This is a genomic window from Xanthocytophaga agilis (genome assembly GCF_030068605.1).
Lineage (GTDB): Bacteria > Bacteroidota > Bacteroidia > Cytophagales > 172606-1 > Xanthocytophaga > Xanthocytophaga agilis.
The window spans coordinates 645,112-665,140 of the sequence record NZ_JASJOU010000002.1; the positions used below are offsets into that span (position 1 = coordinate 645,112).

At 40.6% G+C, this 20,029-nt stretch carries 15 protein-coding genes; 12 read left to right on the forward strand and 3 right to left on the reverse strand.

Translation table 11 applies throughout. From position 1 onward, the window contains the following. Window positions 1-331 precede the first annotated feature (331 nt). The 6 genes from QNI22_RS09480 to QNI22_RS09505 all read left to right on the forward strand — a co-directional run bounded on the left by QNI22_RS09480 (window position 332) and on the right by QNI22_RS09505 (window position 6,768). Complete coding sequence (locus QNI22_RS09480; protein WP_314510412.1) at window positions 332-1,084, forward strand: hypothetical protein; 753 nt, start codon at window positions 332-334, stop codon at window positions 1,082-1,084. 110 nt (window positions 1,085-1,194) lie between these two features. Further along, window positions 1,195-2,829 carry a hypothetical protein gene (locus QNI22_RS09485; protein WP_314510413.1) on the forward strand — a complete coding sequence of 545 codons (1,635 nt, stop codon included), beginning with the start codon at window positions 1,195-1,197 and terminating at the stop codon, window positions 2,827-2,829. Between the two features lie 85 nt (window positions 2,830-2,914). Next, on the forward strand, window positions 2,915-3,826 hold the full coding sequence (locus tag QNI22_RS09490; RefSeq protein ID WP_314510414.1) for an IS982 family transposase: 912 nt from the start codon (window positions 2,915-2,917) through the stop codon (window positions 3,824-3,826). Between the two features lie 50 nt (window positions 3,827-3,876). Next, window positions 3,877-4,074: a hypothetical protein gene (locus QNI22_RS09495; protein WP_314510415.1), complete on the forward strand. Its 198-nt coding sequence runs from the start codon at window positions 3,877-3,879 to the stop codon at window positions 4,072-4,074. A gap of 433 nt (window positions 4,075-4,507) precedes the next feature. Then, the gene (locus tag QNI22_RS09500; protein ID WP_314510416.1) at window positions 4,508-6,022 is read left to right on the forward strand and encodes a hypothetical protein; all 1,515 of its coding nucleotides are present in this window, start codon (window positions 4,508-4,510) and stop codon (window positions 6,020-6,022) included. A gap of 86 nt (window positions 6,023-6,108) precedes the next feature. Then, a complete protein-coding gene (locus QNI22_RS09505; RefSeq protein WP_314510417.1) occupies window positions 6,109-6,768 on the forward strand; it encodes a DUF4142 domain-containing protein in 660 nt (219 codons plus the stop codon). Between the two features lie 602 nt (window positions 6,769-7,370). On the opposite strand, the gene QNI22_RS09510 is transcribed toward QNI22_RS09505, so the two are convergent. The 3 genes from QNI22_RS09510 to QNI22_RS09520 all read right to left on the reverse strand — a co-directional run bounded on the left by QNI22_RS09510 (window position 7,371) and on the right by QNI22_RS09520 (window position 11,866). Further along, a complete protein-coding gene (locus QNI22_RS09510; protein ID WP_314510418.1) occupies window positions 7,371-9,608 on the reverse strand; it encodes a xanthine dehydrogenase family protein molybdopterin-binding subunit in 2,238 nt (745 codons plus the stop codon). Between the two features lie 715 nt (window positions 9,609-10,323). Then, window positions 10,324-11,343, reverse strand: coding sequence for an FAD binding domain-containing protein (locus tag QNI22_RS09515; protein ID WP_314510419.1), 1,020 nt, complete (start codon window positions 11,341-11,343; stop codon window positions 10,324-10,326). After that, window positions 11,336-11,866 carry a (2Fe-2S)-binding protein gene (locus QNI22_RS09520; RefSeq protein WP_409932537.1) on the reverse strand — a complete coding sequence of 177 codons (531 nt, stop codon included), beginning with the start codon at window positions 11,864-11,866 and terminating at the stop codon, window positions 11,336-11,338. The genes QNI22_RS09515 and QNI22_RS09520 overlap by 8 nt, the downstream gene beginning before the upstream one ends. Before the next feature lie 492 nt (window positions 11,867-12,358). Here QNI22_RS09520 and QNI22_RS09525 point away from each other — a divergent pair, with 492 nt between their 5' ends. The 6 genes from QNI22_RS09525 (at window position 12,359) to QNI22_RS09550 (ending at window position 19,979) form a co-directional block, all read left to right on the forward strand. Then, window positions 12,359-13,612, forward strand: coding sequence for a homocysteine S-methyltransferase family protein (locus QNI22_RS09525; protein WP_314510421.1), 1,254 nt, complete (start codon window positions 12,359-12,361; stop codon window positions 13,610-13,612). Window positions 13,613-13,898: 286 nt separating this feature from the next. Then, a complete protein-coding gene (locus tag QNI22_RS09530; RefSeq protein WP_314510422.1) occupies window positions 13,899-16,442 on the forward strand; it encodes a heavy metal translocating P-type ATPase in 2,544 nt (847 codons plus the stop codon). Continuing rightward, entirely contained in the window at window positions 16,439-16,621 is a 183-nt protein-coding gene (gene ccoS, locus QNI22_RS09535) for a cbb3-type cytochrome oxidase assembly protein CcoS (protein WP_313975422.1), read from the forward strand. Before QNI22_RS09530 ends, ccoS begins: the two co-directional genes overlap by 4 nt. Window positions 16,622-16,680: 59 nt before the next feature. Continuing rightward, window positions 16,681-18,810: a cytochrome-c oxidase, cbb3-type subunit I gene (gene ccoN / locus QNI22_RS09540; protein ID WP_314510423.1), complete on the forward strand. Its 2,130-nt coding sequence runs from the start codon at window positions 16,681-16,683 to the stop codon at window positions 18,808-18,810. Window positions 18,811-18,924: 114 nt separating this feature from the next. Beyond that, window positions 18,925-19,089, forward strand: coding sequence for a hypothetical protein (locus QNI22_RS09545; RefSeq protein ID WP_314510424.1), 165 nt, complete (start codon window positions 18,925-18,927; stop codon window positions 19,087-19,089). 32 nt (window positions 19,090-19,121) lie between these two features. Beyond that, a complete protein-coding gene (locus QNI22_RS09550) occupies window positions 19,122-19,979 on the forward strand; it encodes a cbb3-type cytochrome c oxidase N-terminal domain-containing protein (RefSeq protein ID WP_314510425.1) in 858 nt (285 codons plus the stop codon). Window positions 19,980-20,029: the final 50 nt, after the last annotated feature.

Sequence of the window (20,029 nt, forward strand, 5' to 3'; positions counted from 1 at the left end):
CACAGTTAAGAGGTTGTCTTAGCTATTTTATAAAGACTACAAAATATGGTTATTGAGTCTCTTTTAAAAAATAAGTCAGACATCCTTTAGGGGTACAAAGGAACGACTTAACCCAGAGAAAAACAAAAATGCAGCCAGTACATGTCGGTTATTCTATTATTGCATGGTAAAACGCCTTTTCAACAGCTTGTCACACACAACACTAAAACACTGATAATCAGCCACTACCACACTTCTGATTATACCAAAAACCTATTGCTAGCCAACGTAATTTTTTGTATATTTAAGGTAACAAAACTATGTAATAAACCATTTTACACGTCTTATCTATATGCCTCGTTATCACAGCAATACAATAGCCATTCGCAAATACAGATCTGAGTATTATCGTTTGAGAAAGCAGGAAGCCCGTATGAATCATGAACTGTTTCGTATGAAAAACCGCATCAAGCACTTAGCGGAAGATGAGAAGCAATCCATTGCCAACCATACTCTTCTCACAAAGTTGTTAGCTCATGCCGAACAACAAAAGGCGGAACTGGAAGCTCAACCTGCCTCCAAAGAACGTGATAAGCAACTCAAGAAAGCGGAAAAAGACTTGAAGGATGTTCGTGTCAAATACAAACGCACTGATCTTCATCTGGCTGTGATTGACCAGAAGAAAGACAAGGATAATGCAGCTAAATATATCCTCAAAGAAGCCAAACGCGATGATGTGACAATCCGTATTGAGGCAGCCTATGAGGCATGGCAAAAATTTGAGCAGCTCGAACAACAGGAAAATGCTGATTTTGAAGCGTATGTATTGCAGCAACAAGCACAAGTGACTATGGAGGTGAAATCTTTGACTCAGGAAGTACCTTATTTACCGAAAACTCCTCTATCTGAAGTTCAGACATCTGCCCGGTTTATAGCATATGTTTATCCAGCTAAAACACAGCGGTTAGTAGCTGAACATTATCAAACCTGTGCCTATCAACACCATAAACAGGAACAAATCTGTGATTCTTTTGTAATGACTCCAAACTCAGGGGAGGTTATACAAAAAGGAAATACACTAATTCCTAACAATTCCTTTACATAGCGGTCTTCAGATAATCAATCTGTTCTGAAATACTTTCTTGTTCCCGGCAAATACCTATTTATCGGGTGGTTATCTTATTTTATATTAGCCAGGAAAATAAGAAACTACCTATGCGATTTATTACCTGCCTAACCCTGTTTATTTTTCTAAGTACACCTCTATCTGCTCAGCAATGGAATAAAGCTGAGACCTATCAGTTATTAAATCAATTGCACCAATCAGAAGTGATCTCTAAGGAAGGTATAGATTATTTTTACAAGTCTTTTTCTGGAGAGAATGATTTACAAAAAGCGTATCTGGAAGTATACAAACCCAAAATGTATTTTAGTTTTGAAGGTGATTCTATTAAACAAGATACTATATTTAAGCTTTCTTCTACAGACCTGCTCTTCCATTTTGGCTTTATTACAACGATAATAAATCCCCAAAAAGATGATTTCAATCTGGTAAATGGGAAGAAAACAGAAATTGAACGATTTATACGAAAGTGTAAAAATCTGGTTGGCCCTGTCTGGCATAATTCATTGTTTCCTCAAAATACTCCCGCTCCAATTGATAAAGATCTGTCAATTAAACAACTAAGATTCAGCGCACATGCATTAAATGACACCCTGTACAAATGCCATATCTTTGATCAAAAGGTCTATCAGGATGTCAAATCATGGATCGAAACCAACGAATTTATAGATCGTAGCACTATTTTTAACTCTTTGTTTGTTAAAGCAGCCATGCAAAACAGTTTCTATGAAGACTATGAACAAAGTAAACAAGAACAACTTGCCTATATGGATACACTACAGATGGCAGGTATCCTTTCTGAATCAGGTCTGCAAACGTTGAAGCAATCCTATAAGCCCTATACACTATTGGGACCTTCTGAAATTTTAACTCATTGTAAGCGAGCATTTGTACTGGACTTTAAGACTCTACCAAAGGATAACTTACGGGCACTTCTACAAGTGTATACTATGATTCGAGAATCTCTGTTACCAGAGTTTGGCTTTACCTATCAGAAAACCTTTGATGAAACGTTTAAGGATGAAGAATATGGTGGAGACTATACCCAAACATTCCTCGACTTTACTGTCAATAAAACATCTTATCAACAAAGGCTATCTTTCACACCTAGGATGGCTTTGAATCGATCTGTTGACTATATTGTAATGGATTGGTTACAAAGTGGTAGCTTTCAAATTGTAAATGACTTTTTGAAAGACCAGATTAGCTCGTTGAGATTATTTGTCATTGATGACAAAGACCGACTGCAACTAAAGATTGGTACCCGCATTGGTTTTATACTTATGGATAGTATTCAGGTTCGTGCTTTTGACAAGGCATTTCCCATGAGTATCGGGCTTCCAATAGACCATGCGTTATCTGCAATTTTTGATAATACATACAACCGAACAGGTCTCACCAAAATGATTCATGAATATGAATCGATTGGTATTATTCCAACATATACTAAAGATTCGTTAGCTATTTTATTAACTAAAATGGTTCGGGATAATGTGAGTACCAAAGAAGATATACTTACCTATCTGCCCAACATAGTAGCACATACAGATTATCATGAATTCATTTATGATGGAATGGAAGAAGAACCTAAAAATGTATATCAAAAATTCCTACACCATTTACAGCATATCTCTCAAAATAGCTTTACCCCTACAAACATTGTTGAAAAGCAGACAAAAAAAGGAAGAAATAAAATCTCTTATGAATACGGATTTAATCTAACGTGAGTTCTGGATTAGGGAAAAGCTAAAGGATTGAAAAATAGCTAGTTTTGCATTGTCTAGATGTAAAACCTAACTAACTCAATCCTTTATGCAAGCCCAAATTAGTGAAAATAAACTAATCGAACTCTTTATTGAGGTGGATGATTTAGCTATTGCTTTCCAATCCTATCAAAATAACCATCAGGTAGGTAAAATGCGTAAACCTACTCGCACTCCGGCTTTGACTCGATCGGAAATTTGTACCATTCTGGTCGCTTATTATCTATCCGGGTATAAATGTTTTGAGTATTTTTATCGCCATCAGATTTTATCACAGTATCGTTCTTATTTTCCTAAGGCACCTTCCTATTCCCGTTTTGTAGCCTTGATTGAGCGTGCCTACCCTTTAGTATATGTGTGGTCATTACATACCTGTCTGAAAGCTAGCCGAAGTGGTTTGTACTTTATTGATTCGAAGAGAATCCCTGTTTGTCACATTAAACGTCAACATTCTCATAAAGTCTTTGCCCATACAGCTCGAAAAGGGAAATCCTCGTTAGGCTGGTTTTACGGATTTAAGTTACATTTAGTCATTAATGCCTATGGACAGATTGTCAATTATAGCTTTACTACAGGCAATGTGGCTGATAACAATGGGCAACTGCTGCAAAAATTGTTAAAGGGCCTAGAAGGTCTTTGTGTAGGGGACAAAGGCTATCACACCCGTTTATTTGACTATTTTTACAGTCAAGGATTACAACTACTGGTCAAACCAAAGAAGAAATCCATACCAAAGGCTATCTCATTGTTGGCTCATCAGCTCTATCTGAAAAAGAGAGCTTTAATCGAGTCTGTCAATGAGTTGTTAATCTCTATTTGTAATGTAGAACATACCCGTCATCGGAAGGTGGAAAATGCCTTCATCAATATGATGGCTTCTTTGATTGCCTATCAATCATTAGAACAGAAACCTTGTATTTTTGTCGCTAACACACAACACCCATACGCAATGGCTGCTTAAACTAATCCAGAATTCACGTTAATCTAAATGGCAAAACCTATACTCAAAAAATGAGTGATATCTATTCCTTCCTCTGGGAAGGAGAATTTATTCAGTTAGTCAATCAGGCATTAAAAGATGCAAAAGGCTCTTTTTATTCAATAGGCTATTCTTCCAACAAAAATTTCATCTTTTTAACACCTGAGCAATATCAGTATTTAAAAACAGCTCAACCTGAACTCTTTCCAGAGCATTATCAAAAAGACTAATCACTCTGCTGTCCTATAACTTTTCAGAAATAAAGTTTTAGAGAAAAAATCTTATTTCTCGTCGTTCTTACTTTCCTTTTCTTCTTCGTAAGTATTTCATAACAAAACCAGCGGCATTTGGATTTAGAGTGTATTTTTCTCTCAGAAAGTAAACGCAACTCTATTTGTCACACGTGTCCCGACAACGGCGGGAAGATTCTTACAGAAGGACAGAGGAAGGAGAATTCTTTCAGAAGAACAGGAAAAGCAATTCTTTCAGAAGGATAAAAAAGGAGTTGCTCTTCTAAGAGGGTATTTTTCCTTTATTTACAGTAGCCTTTTCCAGAAAAGTTATTAGAGTAGGATAAGGGAGTACTCTTTAGTGGAGTATGCACTCCATATAGGTAATCTGAAAGATACGGAGTATCTTTTGCCAGTTTAAGTACCTATTCCCATGATAAAAGATTTTGATTCGTTGGAAAGTCAGCTTGCAGATGCTATCGATTCCTATGATTTGTCTGCTATTGTACATATATCCCAGCAACTTCCGGCAGATGCTCCTGAAGACTGGAGGCTGTATGTACTGGAATCAGGCTTTCTGGTTCTGCTTTCCTATCTTGAGTACGATCAGATGTGTGGCAAGCTAAGTGATGGAGGCCTCGACTATATGGATGAAGTTATTGAAGAGGCAGAGAAGTTTTATGGCTCTCCTTTGACATTTCAACGGGCTCAAGTGTTATACCAACGTTATGAGGAATTTAAATCTACAGATACAACACTCGCACAGGTATACCTCCGGCAGGCTATTGCCGAACTGACAGATGAGTTACAAGTTCACCCAGATAACTCATTAGCCAGATCCCTTAGAGCCCGGTTATACGATCAACAGGCGCAGTTGGATGTAGAGAATGCGTATACATACTGGAAGTCCGCATTGGATGATATCAATAGGCTAGAAGAATCCATAGAACTAAAACTGTGGATTCTTTATCATTCCTGGGAGAAACCAAATCCCTCTTTACTAAAGGCACAAGAACTTGCACAGAAACAGTTTGAAGTAAAGATTGAATATCAATTAACGATGAATCCGGATCTGATCTGGCAGTTATTGGAAGGAGGCATACGCATTTTAGAAGGGAAAGACATGCCAGAACTGAAAGAGGCTGTATCGATGTGGCTCGACCAGTCTCTGGATTGGTATAACCCTCAGGCAAAACCTTCTGTATTACGCAGTGCAGGTTTACTTCTGAGTGGTCAGGGTAAGAAACACCAACAGGTAGATTACCTGGATAAGGCAGCTGAATGTTTTGAACAATTTATCCAGAAAGAACCTGCCCATGCTATGGAGGTATACTATCTGGCAGAAGTCTGGAAAAGCTATGCAGACATCCTCGACAAACAAGGCGAGTCAGGACTGAAGTATATTGCCAAAGCATGGCTTGTCTATCGGGAGCATGAAGAGATTGTGAAGATCAACCTCTCTCCATTGTTTCATTATGCGGAGTTTATGGAACAATTGTATTACCGAAATGATTTTCCTAACAGACCGTCTGCAGAGGAAGTCCTGTCGCTGGCTGAAGAAGTGGAAGAGGCAGGTAATGGTCATTATAGCGGTCCGGGAATGATTCAGGTACGGATGGCGCTAGTTCACAAGGATATTGATACCGCATTATATCATCTTAATCGCCTGCTGTTACGATTTGAGTTATTAATTGATAATCAGATCAAAACCATGTATCAAACCCTACCTAAACAGGCACCCGAAATTCTGACTGATTTTCTAAAGCAGGCAGTAGATTTTATGGAGGAGATTACGTCCAATTACTGTTATGATCCCAAGTATTCCCAAGCCGAACTCAATCAACTAACCAGAGAAGAAACAAAAGCAGCCTGGCAAAATAGAATGGAAGAACTCCGTCAGACACAAATTCGCCGGCGAAACTATGAAGATCAAAATCCGATAGTGTAAGCCATTGCCTACCAACCACATACCATGTGTATTGAAACAGACAGGCACAGTTTTAGTGCAACTATTGTATCATCAATTCATATGTTATGAAAAAGTCTAGTATAAAAACCAGTATTCTGGCATTAGCCATAGCCTTATTGGCGCCACTGGCACTTGTAGCCCAACAGTCTGGGAACACAAAAGAAAGCTCTTCTATGATAGGTAAAACCAGTAAAGCTGAGTTTGAGCGCATTAATAAAGAAGGAGCAGAAAAAGTAAAGGCAATTTCGCCTACATCACAAAAGCTGTCAGAAGAAGACCAGGCGTTGTTTCTGGAAGTAGCGAATGCAGGCAATCAGCAAATGTTAATTAGTCAGATTGCCGCTCAACGAGCTACAAATCCTCAGGTAAAGGAGCTAGCCCAGGCCGAAGTAGAAGAGCAGGCAGGTCTGGCTACGAAACTCAAGGAAATTGCAACAGCTAAAGGGATTCAGTTACCGAACGGCGTTTCTACACAAACAGAAGAAATGTTATCCCGGTACAATAAAATTTCAGGAGGCGAAGTAGACCGCTACTATATAGCAGAAAGCGCGGTAAAAGGGCACGAAAAACTGGATAAACTAATGAGCTCTGTAGAATCGAAAGCAAAGGATAGTAATTTGAAAGAGGTAGCTGCGGCAGCTCATCCACTGGTACGTACACACCTTAAGGTGTCTAAAGAGGTATTAAATACTTTAAGTGGTGGAGGTACGGTAGGTAATAAGTAACCTATCTATACAACAAACTTGAGCCATCCCTAATATGGGATGAGAGTCTTATAACCAGGGCCTATATTCTATTGAAAAGAGTATAGGCCTTGGTTATTTTTTAAGGAATCTCTCTAGCTAAGTTGGTTTATTATCCCAAACATGATTCTACTTGCGGCTTTCTTCATTTTTTGCTTGCCCAAAAACAGGGCACCAAACGAGAGTTTGATGAACCAGATCTCTGCGTGAGCAAAAAGGCACTTTCTGCCAAACCTCCCACTCGCAAAGTCAGGAGCTTCCTTTATCCTATTCTATAACCTTCTCCTTTTGAGAGTTTAAGAAAAAATCTCTTTTCCTAAAAGAAACATTCTCCTTTTTGTCCTTCTGGAAGTATCTTGTGGCAAGACCGGCGACTTTTCCGATTGGAGAATATTATTTCTCTCAGAAAGTAGACGCAACTCTAGTTGTCACGAGTTTCTTTCAGAAGGACAATAGGGAGATTTTTTCAGAAGAACAGGAAGCGGGTTTCTGAGTTCTTTTTCTTTAATTCCCTTGCCTGCAAATCAAATTTATCAAAACTCCGGATTATTCATTCATTTTGGCTATGTTAACCTAAATATACTCTACAACAAGGCTTCCAGATGGATGGGGAATTGATTGATCCGTTTGCCAGTGGCATGATAGATCGCATTGGCAATGGCGGGAGGCATAGCTACCAAACCGATCTCTCCTACTCCTTTAATACCCAAGTCATTCAGAATCTCTTCTTTCTCCTCTACAAACATCACATCCAGCTCGTGTATATCCGCATGTACTGGGATATGGTATTCTGCAAGATTGGGATTCATGTATTTTCCCAGGTTGTAATCACTGATAGTCTCTTCACGCAATGCCTTACTGATACTCCAGACCATTCCGCCCAGAACCTGGCTCCGGGCTGTTTTCGGATTGATTATTCGTCCGGCAGCTACAACAGTTAAGGCTCTGGTTACATTTACTACCCCTAGCTCCTCATCTACTTCTACTTCTACAAATGCAGCACTATGTGTAGCCCGCGAATACTTTTTCAGTTTAAATACGTTGGGCACAGCAAAGTTGGTTGTTTTTACAGGGCGTCCTTTGTTGGCATCAATGACTGTTGTTAGTTTTACAAAAATGGATGGATCGTCCTTACGATACATAGCCCCTTCTCTAAAAACAACATCATCAATGCTGGCATCTGCAAAAGCGGAGCCTTCCATTTTCTGAGCCTTCTTTAAAAGTTTTTTGCGGAGTGCCTTACATGCTTCACGGACAGCAGTACCTACAGAAGCTATTGTGAATGAGCCACCTTGTATAGGTGCAAATGGCATTTTACTATCTCCATACGAAAAGTTCACGTCACCTAAAAGCAATCCCAGTTCGTCGGCTGCAATCTGGCTTATGACAGTAAATGTTCCTGTGCCAATATCTGTAACAGCACTCTTTACCTGCAACTTTCCCTGTTTGGTAAAAGCAACTTCTGCACGGGCAGGCAATCGGTTTGCTTCCCATATCCCAGTCGCCATACCATACCCTACCAACTTGTTACCCCGTTTCATGCTACGAGGTTGAGGATTCCGGTTAGCCCAGCCAAATTTCTCAGCTCCCTGCAAATAGCATTCCTTTAACTCTTTACTTGAATACGGCCGATCTACACTGACATCCCTATCTGCATAATTGATAAGCCGAAGTTCCAATGGATCAATATTGAGTTTATAGGCTAGTTCATCCATCGAACTTTCGATAGCATGTATACCAGTACTGCCTCCGGGTGCCCGCATATCTAGCGGACTATATACATCCAATGGCACTAGTTTGTATTCCATCAGTGTATTTTCTGCCGGATACAACATATGAGACCAGTTCACCACTACCTCTGTATAATCCTCAAACTGTGATGTTTCTGCAAACGCACTATGGTTCAGTGCATTCACTTTTCCATCTTTATCCGCACCAAAACGGGTATGCTGTATAGTAGGTGGACGATGCCCAAATGTAAACATCTGGTGTCTATCCAGCATAACTTTTACCGAACGTTTCAGTTGTAAGGCAGCCAGTACGGAAAAAAACAACTGGTATTGGGGACGTAATCCTGAACCAAATGCCCCTCCGACATACGGAGAAATTACCCGCACATCTTTAAAAGACAAGCCAAACACATTGGCTACATACACCTGACAGTTTACAGTTCCCTGGGTCTTGTCATAGATGGTAAGTTTTCCGTCTTTTTCATAAATAGTTGTAGTAGCAAATAACTCCAATGGATTATGGTGCTCTGTACCATGAGAGTACTCAGCTTCAACCTGTGCATAGGACTGATTGAATGCCTTCTCAAAATCTCCTACAGGCTTTGGAGGGAGAGGTTTCAGCAAAGTTGCTAATCCAATTTTGGGTGCACGTGCCTTATCCAGATTATTCTTAAGATTTGTCTCAAAGTGTTCTTCTTCATATTCCACGCGAACCAGACTGGCAGCATATCGTGCCAGTTCGAACGTCTCAGCCACCACCAATGCGATAGGTTGCCCATTGCATAAAATATCACCATCGTGCAAAGGCTTAAATACCGTTCCGGGAGGCGCATCCATATCAGCATATTTGAGGTCAAGCCAGGCGAGTGAAGGTTTGTTCTCATGTGAAAAGACTTCAATTACGCCTGTCAGGGCTTTGGCTTCTTCTGTATGAATAGCTGTGATTTTTCCTTTGGTAATAGTGCTGTTGACGATATAGCCATACAACAAGCCGGATGTGGTGTAATCACCTGCATATTTTGCTTTGCCAGTCACCTTCAGATGTCCTTCCAAACGACTTACTGACTGGCCAATTAAGGGTTGTGTTGACATATATTTTTTAAAAAAAGTGAATAAAGTTTTTCTGCTTAGAATTCAATAGTTGTTTAAAGGAAGTACGAGAGTTTCTCAATCAAAATTGCCTTAAAACCATTTACTTCCTTCTGGCTACGATCTGTTACTTTTTTATGTGTCTCTTCCTGTGTTTGCTTATTGTCCCAATCACTGTTCTTCCACTAGTCCTTCATTTTTGCTTGCCCAAAAAAGTAACCCAAAAAGGGCACTTTTTGCCGATCCTTCCACCCGCAGGCCAAAGGCCAACCTCGCGGGAAAAAGATTCCCTACGCACCTACACAACCTTTCGCGTTTAAAGGAACCTCATCTCTCTTTATAGCATCAAAAGACTATCTTTCACTCTATTTATCAACATATTAACTTCTTCCATTTCCTCTTTTTCTTAATTCTCCCGAAAAGATCACTCCTACCTCTGTCCTTCTGAAATAATCTTTTGACAAATAGAGTCAGCTTTGGTTCCTGAAAATAGTATCTCCAGTCGGAAAGGTCGCCGGTCTTGTCACGAGATTCTTTCAGAAGGACAAGAAGGAGAGCAGGTGACAAAGAGAAAAAAATGATTCTTTCAAGAGTATAATACAGGATATACCTCCTCATTAATAAAACCAGCCACATAAATAAAACCAGGTACATACTTAAGCAAAGCCAGTCCACATACTAGTTCATCCTACTTCTGTGCGGATGGCTTTTTTCATTCTTACAAAGAAGGTTGGGCGCCGGGTAGTTGTGTTTCCGGATGGAGTGCCATCATGCCGTTACGGATGATAGCTCTTTTGGCTAGCTCAATCTTAAAGTTATTGTGCATAAATCCGGTAGCTCCCTGCAGGATTATATCTGCTGCTGCACCAAAGTTCTCTCGTGACGCAGTTTTTCCCCGCAGAAAGTCTTCTGCTTCTGGTACTCGCCAAGGTTTATGGGCGACTCCTCCCAAAGCAATTCTTGCCTCCCGAATGACATCTCCCTCAAGTTCCAGCCCTGTGGCAACAGATACCAGTGCAAAAGCATATGAATTACGATCCCGCAGTTTGAGATAGGAGTAGTTGCGTGAAAATCCCTGAGCCGGTAAATCTATGCTGGTAATGATTTCACCTGGTTGCAGATTGTTGTCCAGATGTGGTGTATCACCTGGCAAGCGATGAAAGTCAACCAGAGGAATGGTGTGATCTGCATAGGGGCCTGAAATATTTATCTGTGCATCCAGAGCAGCCAATGCCACACACATATCAGAAGGAAAAACAGCGATACATTGTTCACTTGTGCCTAGGATAGCCATAATACGATTGTAGCCATCAATAGCAGAACAACCGGAGCCCGGCTCTCGCTTATTGCAAGGAGCATTGGCATCATAAAAATAATAGCAACGTGTCCGTTGCAACAGATTTCCTCCATTGGTAGCCATATTACGAATTTGAGGAGAAGCTCCTGCCAGTATAGCTTTTGTCAGTAAAGGATATCGTTGCTCAATGAGTAGATGATAGGCAGTATCCGCATTGGTAACCAGTGCTCCTATGCGTACGCCTCCGTCTTCCATTTCTTCGATAGAATGATGCTCTTCGATAGGATTGATATCAACCAGCGCATCTGCAGAGGTAATAAAGTACTTAAGCAAATCTACCACATTGGTACCACCAGCGATAAATTGTGAATGCCCATGAGAATTTATCTGTTGTATAGCATCTGTTACTGTATGTGCCCGTGAATATGCGAAATTATTCATCTTTTCCTCCTTCCTTCACTTCCATGATGGCATCAATAATGTTTGTGTTGGCACCACAGCGACATAAGTTGCCACTCATCAGTTCTTTTACATCATCGCGGGTGTGAGCTTTGCCTTCCTCCATCATACCAATAGCGCTGCAGATCTGTCCGGGAGTACAATATCCACATTGAAAAGCATCGTGTTCAATAAATGCCTTCTGCAATGGATGAAGTTCGCCGTCCGCTGGAGCAATACCTTCAATAGTAGTAATATCAGAACCTTCTTTCATAACAGCCAGGGTCAGACAACTGTTAATTCGTTTGCCATCGCAAAGGACAGTACAAGCACCACATTGTCCGTGATCACATCCTTTCTTGGTACCTGTCAGGTGCAGATACTCACGCAATGCGTCCAATAAACTTACCCAAGGCAGTACCTGGATTTCTTTCCGGACTCCATTGATAGTGAGGGAAATGGTGTGGAGCTTCCCCTCCTCTACCTCGTGTCCCTGCATTGATGTTGGCGAATACAGTATTGACATATTGTTTCTTGTATCAGGATAAACAAAACATATAAAAACAATATGTATGATAAATAATATGCCCCAAATGCAGGGATTGAATCAATCAAAAGACATAGAAAGAAAAATATGAGGCAAGCGAAAATAGGTTATAGGATACTTTATAGCGCCTACTCCCGTAGTATGAGGAAAAATAACTCTTACTCTTAATAATAGCAGACACACCACTCCTATTTTATAAAATATTTTTTTCTCAAAAAAGTATAATACTAACCTATAACCACCTATAAAACAATGGATTCCACAAACTAAACCGGGGTATTATTTGCACCTTCTCACCTAGAAAAAATTATACCAATCTAAAGACCTGATAATGACATCAGGACAATGTTATAAAAACAGTATAGCAATACATTGGCATTTAGGAACGTAATGAATGCAGGATTGGTTAACATTTTACAGAACATCTCGCCTGAACTTGTACAATCTATCCACCTCTAAATAGAACAACCTATGCATCCAATCGAACAGGAATTAGACAACCAAATACTTATTCTGGATGGAGCGATGGGAACTATGATACAACCCTATGGTTTATCAGAAGCTGACTTTAGAAACGCTTCACTGGAACATCATGCTATAGAGCTCAAAGGGAACAACGATTTGCTTAACGTAACCCGTCCGGATGTTATCAAAGAAATTCACCTACAATATCTGCAGGCAGGTGCTGATATTCTATCGACCAACACATTCGGAGCAAATGCGATTTCTCAGGAAGACTATAAAACTGCCGATCTGGTGTATGACATCAATTATCAGGGAGCAAAAATTGCGCGAGAAACTATCAAAGTTTATCAGGAAAGGAATAGATCCCGGCCTCTTTTTGTGGCAGGAGCAATGGGACCAACAACCAAGTTAGCATCTATGTCGCCGGATGTCAACAATGCAGGTTTTCGCTCTGTAACCTTCGATCAGTTGGCTGCAGCGTATACGGAACAGGCCAAAGCCCTTATCGATGGTGGTATAGATCTGTTTTTGCTGGAAACTATAACAGATACATTAAATGCCAAGGCGGCGTTGTTTGCGCTGATGCAACTCTTTGATGAGACCGGAAAGCAATATCCCATCATGGTATCAGGCACTATTGCCGATGCCAGTGGACGAATTTTGTCAGGTCAGACTATTGAAGCATTTATTATTTCTATTTCGCATGCACCTCTGTTGTCTGTTGGTTTAAACTGTGCTCTTGGTGCTAAAGAATTACGACCTTATATACAGACACTGGACAAAGAAGCTCCTTTTTATGTAAGTACCCATCCTAATGCCGGACTTCCCAATCAGTTTGGTGGCTATGATCAATCCGCAGAGGAATTTGCGTCGCTTGTTTACGAATTTGCGAAGAATGGCTGGCTTAACATTGTAGGTGGTTGTTGTGGTACCACTCCTCAGCATATAGAAGCACTAGCCAGCAAGATCAAAAATCTACCTCCCAGACAAAAGCCAGCTCGTCGCATGCAGAGAGAAGGTGTAACTTCTCATCCCGAACAAGGTGAATACAGTGGAACAAGTAAAAGTACGAATGCATTGTCACTACAGGAGTTTTTGCAAAAGGTTTCCGAGGCAGAGGATGAACAATCCTTTTTACAGGTAAAAGAAACATTTGAGCAGAATAAAAAGCAGTATCATCCGGAACAGGCGATGCTGATCAATGCACATATTTTTGGCCGCTATCAGTATTTACGTAGTGCCAATAAATTTGCCCGATAATTGTATCCCTAATTCTAGTTTCCTCAGCACAGGTTAGATCCTGTGCTTTTTTGTTTATTCCCTTTAAGCCATACTACACTATTTTGAGTAATCCTTTCTAATTGTCTCTACTTACGCCATCTTAAAAAACATGATTTTTATCATCGTTTTGCCCAGTAAAGATCACTCAAACATACACTGTTGCTCATCATTCTTGCCGTAGCTACCTAGTAGTTTTGAAGTGTTTCTCAGGTGATATAAAATCTAGTCTGATCACAGAGAAAAGCTTAACCAAAACAATTAAAGGATGTCTTCCCAGTTATCTTCTACTCAACAAAATCTGACCTGCTACCATTGTGGTGACAAGTGTCAGGACCATAGTCATCAGCTTGATGATAAAGTATTTTGCTGCAGTGGTTGCCAGACTGTCTATCAGATTCTGGAGGAAAATAAACTGGAGGCATTTTATACTATAGATAAAAAGGCAGGAATACGTACAGAAGCCGTTGATAAAGGAAAGTTTGCCTATCTGGATGTTCCTGAAATCAAATCCCGTCTGATCGATTTTACAGATGGCAATATCACCAAGGTTAGTTTCTTTGTACCTACTATCCATTGCAGCTCATGTATCTGGCTATTAGAAAACCTGTACCGCATCAATGCGGCTATCACTTTTTCGAGAACGGACTTTCTGAAAAAGCGTATCTCCATTACGTTTTTGGAACAAGAGACCTCCCTGAGGACCATAGTGGAACTGCTGACAAGTCTGGGTTACGAACCTCAACTCTCTCTGGACAACGTAGAGAATCCGGAAAGAAACAATAATGCCGGAATCCCAAAAACATTTACCTCACATAAATTACTGGTTGCCAAACTGGCTGTTGCAGGTTTTGCATTCGGTAATATCATGCTGATCAGCTTTCCGGAATACTTTGGCTTTGATACACATTCAGAGCATTCCTTCCGTTACCTGTTCAACTTTCTGAATATTTTACTTGCCCTCCCTGTATTCTTCTTCAGCGGCTGGGGGTATCTGAAATCTGCTTACCAGAATCTGCGTCGTGGCATATTGAACGTAGATACCCCTCTGGCTCTGGGAATGATTGTAGTGTTTACACGTAGTCTGGTAGACATCTTCATGGGATATGGTCCGGGCTATCTGGATACCTTATCAGGGTTTGTGTTCTTTTCACTGATAGGCAAATGGTTTCAGCAAAGAACATATGACACTTTACGGTATGACCGTGATTTTAAATCTTATTTCCCAGTAGCTGTTACTGTAAAAGAAGGAGAAACCGAAAGACAAGTTCCGGTAAGTGAGCTACAGGTCGGCAACCGGATTATTATCCGCAACCAGGAACTGGTTCCGGCAGACAGTCTACTTATTAGCCCCAAAGCTCATATAGATTATAGCTTTGTAACAGGCGAATCTATGCCAATGCCCAAACAAGCTGGCGAAAACCTATATGCAGGTGGAAGACAAGTTGGAAATGCGATTGAAATGGAAGTGGTAAAACCAGTATCTCAAAGCTATCTGACTCAACTCTGGAATGACGAAGCGTTTGCCTCTTGTCGCACCTGTGTGTCAGATCCTGCAACTACTCCAGTAAATAGTATTTCAGAATCGATTCAAAATTTATTTAACCGTTACTTTACTGTTGCGCTACTTCTAATAGCTACCGTTTCTGGTGGTTTCTGGATCGTACAACATGACTATAGCCGTGCACTGAATGCATTCACGTCTGTATTGATCGTAGCATGTCCTTGTGCACTGGTATTAGGTTCTTCCTTTGCATTGGGTAACGCCATCCGAATTCTGGGCAGATATTCCTTCTTTGCCAAAAACACGCAGGCTATAGAAAACATTGCTCGTCTGGATGCCATTGTATTTGATAAAACCGGAACCATCACTGAAAGCAATACATCGGATGTAGAATTCGTAGGATACGAACACCCTCTGACAGATACACAGAAGAAATATATTCTGGCACTGGTAAAAAATTCTGTACATCCCTTATCTCAGCATTTATACAAACACCTCTCACAATCTACAACTAGTGACTATACAACTGAACAGTTTCAGGAAATATCCGGAAAGGGGCTTTCAGGTCTAGTGAATGGACATCAGGTATGGATAGGTTCTGCCGAATTTATGTATGAAAAACTGGGAGCAGAATCTGTAGCCTTTCATTTTCCTGATACACAGACAACAAGAGTACTGGCAGGTATTGAAGGTGAATACCTCGGTTATTTCCAGTTCCACAATCATTACCGTAAGGGATTGGATGCTATGAATCTGGAATTGTCCATGAACTATGATCTGCATCTGCTTTCAGGTGACAATGCAGGAGAAGCACCTAATCTGAAGTATTTCTTTAAAGATGAACAACACCTGCACTTTCATCAAAGTCCGGCAGATAAGCTAAACTTTATCAAAGCACTTCAATCTGAAAACAAACAAGTGATGATGCTTGGTGACGGACTGAATGATGCAGGAGCTCTTCAGCAAAGCAATGTAGGTGTAGCAGTCAGTGACAATATAGCCTATTTCACACCAGCGTCTGATGTCATTCTGGATGCATCCAATTTATGGTTTCTACCAGGCTTCATTTATTTCTGCAAGCAAAGTGTAAAAGTTATCAAGGCAGCACTGGTGTTAGCCGCTATCTATAATCTGGTCGGGATCTTCTTTGCTGTACAGGGAACATTATCCCCACTGATTGCAGCCATTCTAATGCCTGTCAGTTCCATTAATGTGATTCTCTTCACCACCTTTTCTGTACGATACTTTGGAAAGCGGTTAGAGAAAAACAGACACCAACTTAAGACATATACCTTTTCAGCGATATGAGTATCATATATATACTTCTGACAGTCAGCCTGATTATGGCGAGTGTGTTTCTGGGAATTTTTCTCTGGAATCTCCGCAACGGACAGTTTGACGACGACTATACACCTTCTGTCCGGATGTTGTTTGACGATGAAGATATATCCACTAAACAAGATCGACAAACAAAAACATCAGGCTAACCACCGATCTATTTCCATACTAAAAATCAGTTAAATCTACCAATCAAACAATTACATACATGCAAATCGAACACTTTCATTATGACAACAAAATTGTCCGAAACTTCGGGATTGCCACGATGATCTTCGGGGTTGTTGGTATGCTCGTTGGTGTAACGGTTGCTTTTCAGTTAGTGTTTCCTCAGCTGAACTTTGGCATTCCGTATACCTCCTTCGGACGTCTTCGTCCACTGCATACCAATGCCATTATCTTTGCGTTTGTGGGCAATGCCATATTCATGGGAATTTATCACTCTCTGCAACGCCTCTGTAAAGCACGGATGTTCAGCGATCTGTTAAGCCAGATTCACTTTTGGGGATGGCAAGCTATCATAGCTGCGGCTGCGATTACTCTCCCTCTGGGTATGACAACCTCTAAAGAATATGCCGAGCTGGAATGGCCAATTGACATTGCGATTACACTGGTTTGGGTTGTATTTGGTATTAATATGCTGGGTACCATTCTGAAACGTCGTGAACGCCACATCTATGTAGCTATCTGGTTTTATATTGCTACCTGGGTAACAGTTGCCATGCTGCATATTGTCAATTCCTTTGAGATGCCTGTCAACTTCTTCAAAAGTTATTCAGCGTATGCAGGTGTACAGGATGCACTGGTTCAGTGGTGGTATGGACATAATGCAGTGGCATTCTTCCTGACTACTCCATTCCTGGGTTTGATGTATTACTATTTGCCTAAGTTGTCTAATCGTCCTGTATATTCCTATAAGTTATCGATCCTGCACTTCTGGACACTGATCTTTATCTATATCTGGGCAGGGCCTCACCATTTGTTGTATTCTTCTCTTCCTGACTGGGTACAATCATTGGGTGTGGTATTTTCAATCATGCTGATTGCACCATCATGGGGTGGTGGCATTAATGGTTTGCTGACGTTGCGTGGAGCATGGGACAAAGTACGTGAAGATACACGTTTGAAATTTATGGTTGTTGCCATTACTGCCTATCTGATGGCAACATTTGAAGGACCTCTGTTATCTCTGAAAAACGTCAATGCCATTGCACACTTTACTGACTGGATTGTAGCACACGTACACGTAGGTGGACTAGGCTGGAATGGATTCATGGTATTTGCAATGTTATATTACCTGGTTCCAAAAATGTGGCAGACAGAAGTATATTCTAAAAAGCTGATGAACTTCCACTTCTGGATCGGCACACTGGGTATTCTGTTCTATGCCATTCCTATGTACTGGGCTGGTTTTACAGCAGGTTTGATGTGGAAAGACTTCAATCCGGATGGTACCCTGCAATATCCTAACTTCCTGGAAAGCGTAACCAAAATGATTCCTTTCTATGCGTTACGTGGTATTGGTGGAACAATGTATCTGTTAGGAACTTTGGTTATGATCTATAACCTTTGGATGACTGCTCGTCAGGGATCATTCCTAGCTAATGAAGCGGCATCTGCTCCTGCACTAGAAACTAACACTACAGTGGCAGGTCATCATCACTGGCATAAAATATTCGAACGTAAGCCATTGTTGTTGACTGCAGTATCACTGGTAGTAGTTGCCATAGGGGGTATGATTCAGATTATCCCAATGCTTACAGTTGATGAAAATATCCCGACTATCGCCAGTGTAAAACCTTATACAGCACTGGAACTGGAAGGTCGCGATTTATATATTCGTGAAGGTTGTGTGTCTTGTCATACTCAGTTGGTGCGTCCGTTCCGCAGTGAAACAGAACGCTATGGAGAATTTTCAAAATCCGGAGAATATATATATGATCATCCATTCCTGTGGGGTTCTAAACGCACAGGTCCTGATTTACAACGTGTAGGTAAGAAATATCCTGACAGTTGGCATTATCACCACATGCGTGATCCCGAATCCATGTCACCAGGTTCTATTATGCCAAAGTATGAATGGCTACTGGAAAACCCTCTGAGCTTTACTCTTACCAAAGATAAGCTGGCAACATTACGCAAACTAGGTGTACCTTATACAGAGGAAGAAATTGCCAATGCTGAAACAAGTATGAAAGAACAGGCAAAAGTTATTGTTGACAACCTTCAGAAACAAGGCGTAAAAATAGATCCGGACAAAGAGATTGTAGCCATGATTGCCTATCTGCAACGTTTGGGTACAGATATCAAAAACAAAGAAGAGGTGACGATGAAATAATAACACCACCTTCTAAGTAAACTAACCTCTATCGCCTGTGCAAACAGGCAACTACACCCGAGTAGAACATTAACTATTCTCCCTTCGGGCTCAGGGAGAATATCTTCTACGATTATGTTTAAGCAATTTCTAGATAAAGTAGCTGGTGCAGATGTGTATTTAACCATCTCTCTACTCATATTCATTTTCTTCTTTATAGGAATGGCAATCTGGCTTGTTTTTGCCGATAAGAAATACATCCAGAAGATGAAGCATCTGCCAGTAGAAACTGAGGACTAATCCAACGCTCAAACGATAAAAGACATACCTATATGTTACGAAAAATATTCATTACATTATTCTTTAGCAGTCTGGCAGTGCTTCCATCCATGGCTCAGACAGCAGAAGTCCCTAAAGCTGGTGACGAGGAATTATTCCGATACATTCTGGTTCTTATTTTCGGACTTATCATCTTCATGCTTTTCCTGGTTGTACTGATTTTGTTTCAACTAACCCTGGTGGTTAGCAACAAAGTAACTGGCAAAGAAGAAGTTCCAGCAGAAGAAAGAACTACTATATGGCAACGTATAGCAGGTCTAAAACCAATCTCAAAGGAAAAAGACCTTCTATTGAAAGAAGATTTTGATGGTATATCCGAACTTGACAATCCCGTTCCAGGATGGTTCAACGCTTTCTTCTATGGTACTATATCCTTTGGTATACTGTATCTGCTTGTGTTTCACGTTTGGCGTACTTCTGACCTCCAAAATGGAGAATATGACAAAGAAATGCAGATAGCAGAAGTAAAGAAAGAAGCCTATCTGAAAACAGTAGCCAGCAACATTGACGAAACCAGTGTAAAGCTATCTACCAATGAACAAGATCTTGCCAAAGGTAAGGATGTATTCATAGCTCAGTGTGCGGCCTGTCATGGCCAACAGGCACAGGGTATAGTAGGTCCTAACCTGACAGATGAATATTGGTTACATGGCGGAAAGATCAATGATGTCTTTAAAACCATCAAATATGGTATACCTGCCAAAGGTATGATAGCATGGGAAAAGCAACTTAATCCATTGCAGATGCAGCAGGTTGCTAGTTACATATTAAGTCTTCAGGGCAGCAATCCTCCCAATGCAAAAGAACCTCAAGGTGACAAAGTAGATACCAAACAACTATCTCTGAATTAATCCTACCTCTCCACTCTCTGTTATTTCACGTAACAGGAGAGTGGAGAAAA

What these genes read in the sequence shown, in the direction of transcription:
- QNI22_RS09480 (WP_314510412.1), top strand. Translation starts at nt 332, where the DNA reads ATGCCTCGTTATCACAGCAATACAATAGCCATTCGCAAATACAGATCT.
- QNI22_RS09505 (WP_314510417.1), top strand. Translation starts at nt 6,109, where the DNA reads ATGAAAAAGTCTAGTATAAAAACCAGTATTCTGGCATTAGCCATAGCC.
- ccoN (WP_314510423.1), top strand. Translation starts at nt 16,681, where the DNA reads ATGCAAATCGAACACTTTCATTATGACAACAAAATTGTCCGAAACTTC.
- QNI22_RS09485 (WP_314510413.1), top strand. Translation starts at nt 1,195, where the DNA reads ATGCGATTTATTACCTGCCTAACCCTGTTTATTTTTCTAAGTACACCT.
- QNI22_RS09525 (WP_314510421.1), top strand. Translation starts at nt 12,359, where the DNA reads ATGCATCCAATCGAACAGGAATTAGACAACCAAATACTTATTCTGGAT.
- QNI22_RS09490 (WP_314510414.1), top strand. Translation starts at nt 2,915, where the DNA reads ATGCAAGCCCAAATTAGTGAAAATAAACTAATCGAACTCTTTATTGAG.
- QNI22_RS09530 (WP_314510422.1), top strand. Translation starts at nt 13,899, where the DNA reads ATGTCTTCCCAGTTATCTTCTACTCAACAAAATCTGACCTGCTACCAT.
- QNI22_RS09545 (WP_314510424.1), top strand. Translation starts at nt 18,925, where the DNA reads ATGTTTAAGCAATTTCTAGATAAAGTAGCTGGTGCAGATGTGTATTTA.
- QNI22_RS09510 (WP_314510418.1), bottom strand. Translation starts at nt 9,608, where the DNA reads ATGTCAACACAACCCTTAATTGGCCAGTCAGTAAGTCGTTTGGAAGGA.
- QNI22_RS09550 (WP_314510425.1), top strand. Translation starts at nt 19,122, where the DNA reads ATGTTACGAAAAATATTCATTACATTATTCTTTAGCAGTCTGGCAGTG.
- ccoS (WP_313975422.1), top strand. Translation starts at nt 16,439, where the DNA reads ATGAGTATCATATATATACTTCTGACAGTCAGCCTGATTATGGCGAGT.
- QNI22_RS09500 (WP_314510416.1), top strand. Translation starts at nt 4,508, where the DNA reads ATGATAAAAGATTTTGATTCGTTGGAAAGTCAGCTTGCAGATGCTATC.
- QNI22_RS09520 (WP_409932537.1), bottom strand. Translation starts at nt 11,866, where the DNA reads ATGTCAATACTGTATTCGCCAACATCAATGCAGGGACACGAGGTAGAG.
- QNI22_RS09495 (WP_314510415.1), top strand. Translation starts at nt 3,877, where the DNA reads ATGAGTGATATCTATTCCTTCCTCTGGGAAGGAGAATTTATTCAGTTA.
- QNI22_RS09515 (WP_314510419.1), bottom strand. Translation starts at nt 11,343, where the DNA reads ATGAATAATTTCGCATATTCACGGGCACATACAGTAACAGATGCTATA.